General features: G+C 73.7%; 1 protein-coding gene and 1 pseudogene. One reads left to right on the forward strand and one right to left on the reverse strand.

Features of this window, described 5'->3' with window-relative positions:
- Positions 1–550 precede the first annotated feature (550 nt).
- Positions 551–1057, forward strand: coding sequence for an inorganic diphosphatase (locus JNW91_RS31185; RefSeq protein ID WP_203179026.1), 507 nt, complete (start codon positions 551–553; stop codon positions 1055–1057).
- A 31-nt stretch (positions 1058–1088) separates the two neighbouring features.
- On the opposite strand, the pseudogene JNW91_RS34140 reads toward JNW91_RS31185, so the two are convergent.
- Positions 1089–1906, reverse strand: a pseudogene (locus JNW91_RS34140) (type VII secretion integral membrane protein EccD); the annotation flags it as partial.

Raw genomic sequence — 1906 nt, forward strand, 5'->3', positions numbered from 1 at the left:
TCCCGTGCGGTGTGACACGGCATTCGTGCAGCGCCGAAGCGGAGCTGGCTCCCAAATCTGGTGTTTCCCTGCCGGGTGGCGGTCGAGCCCGCTGGTAGGCTGGTCGGTACGGCGGCGCTCCCGCGCGGCGGGGCGCTCGTGGGCCGATCACCCCCGAGGGCCGGGAAGCGCCCGGTGTTCGGGCCGACCGGGGTCGACCCCGCGGCGGGATGCCAGGGCAGCGGTGCGGGGCGCCCGCTCACGTCCGGTGTCGGAGACGCCGCGGGCTGCGGCTCAGGACTCCGCGGGAGGTGGGCGTCGGGCACCGGAACCCGCCCGGTGGCACCACCGGAGCCGGATCGTCCGGTACCGCGCGCGACGCCCCCGTCCGGGCGGTAGTGTGAATCTTCCCTCCCCACGACCCCCTCCTCCCCCAGCGAAAATCGGCTTGGGTGACACTACTTCGGTCCGAAGACTATGCGGCGGCCGGAGTCGGCGGGTGGGCATTCACCTGTCCGGAGGGTCGCCAGTGGTTCCGTTAGCCAGCGTGGGCAGACGAGGGAGCGTGCAGATGGATTTCGACGTGACGGTTGAGATCCCCAAAGGTCACCGGAACAAGTACGAGGTGGACCACAAGACCGGCCGGATCCGGCTGGACCGCACCCTGTTCACGTCTACCCAGTACCCGGCCGACTACGGGTTCATCGAGGAGACGCTGGGCGAGGACGGCGACCCGCTGGACGCGCTGGTGCTGGTCCCCGAGCCGACCTTCCCGGGTTGCCTGATCCGCTGCCGGACCATCGGCATGTTCCGGATGACCGACGAGAAGGGCGGCGACGACAAGGTCCTCTGCGTGCCCTACGAGGACCCCCGCCAGGAGCACCTGCGCGACATCCACCACCTGGGCGAGTTCGACCGCCTGGAGATCCAGCACTTCTTCGAGGTGTACAAGGACCTGGAGCCCGGCAAGTCGGTCGAGGGCGCGACCTGGGTCGGCCGGACCGAGGCCGAGGCCGAGATCCGGGCCTCCTACCAGCGGGCCCGCGACGCCGAGGCGCGTGGCGAAGCCACCCACTGACGAACGCTGACACACCGGGCCCGGGTGCCGCTCAACCGAGCAGGCCCCGGGCCCGGTCGTACAGGTCGAGCACCGCGCAGGCGACCGGCACCACGGCGACCACCAGCGCCGTGTCGGTGAGGTCAGCGATCCGGCCGAGGTACGGCGAGACCGGCCGGTGGGCGTACCCGGCGCCGGCGGCGACCGCCACCAGGGCCAGCGCCGCGCCGCCGAGGACCAGCACCAGCCTTCCCGCGTCGTCGGCCCGGCCGACCAGTACCGCGCCCAGCACCGCGTAGCCGGCGAGACCGGCGAGCACCGTCGGCACACGGTGGCGCAACGCCACGAACAGCCGCGACCGCAGCAGCAGCACGGCCGAGGCGACCGCCACCAGCACCCGGCCCCACGTCCCGCCGGCCAGCCCGAGCACACCCGCGGCCGCCACCACGAGCAGGGCGTGCCCGAGCAGCATCCCGGTGAGCATCTCCTCGGTGCGGATCACCGCCGCGTGCACGCGGCCCCGGTCCGGCAGGTCCCGGACCGCTCCGACTCCTCCGTGGGGGCCGCGGCCGGCAGGGTGATCGGCGGCAGGGGCAGCTTGCCCAACCGGATGGCCAGCAGCGGAACCACCCCGACGGCGAAGACCAGCGCGCTGAGCAGTATCGCCGCCGTCCCGGCCGGGCGCAGCAGCAGCCCGCCCAGCGCCGCGCCGGCGCCCAGCAGACCGACCGTGACGCCGGCCACGAAGACCCGCAGCCGACTGGCCACCCCGAGCAGCCCGAGCAACGCCGCCAGCAGCAGCGCCACCGACCCGGCCAGCAACTCGGGCGCGCCCACCCACCGCACCGGCCCGAACGGCCCGACCGGGTC

This window comes from Micromonospora parastrephiae (assembly GCF_016802865.1).
GTDB classification, from domain to species: domain Bacteria; phylum Actinomycetota; class Actinomycetes; order Mycobacteriales; family Micromonosporaceae; genus Micromonospora; species Micromonospora parastrephiae.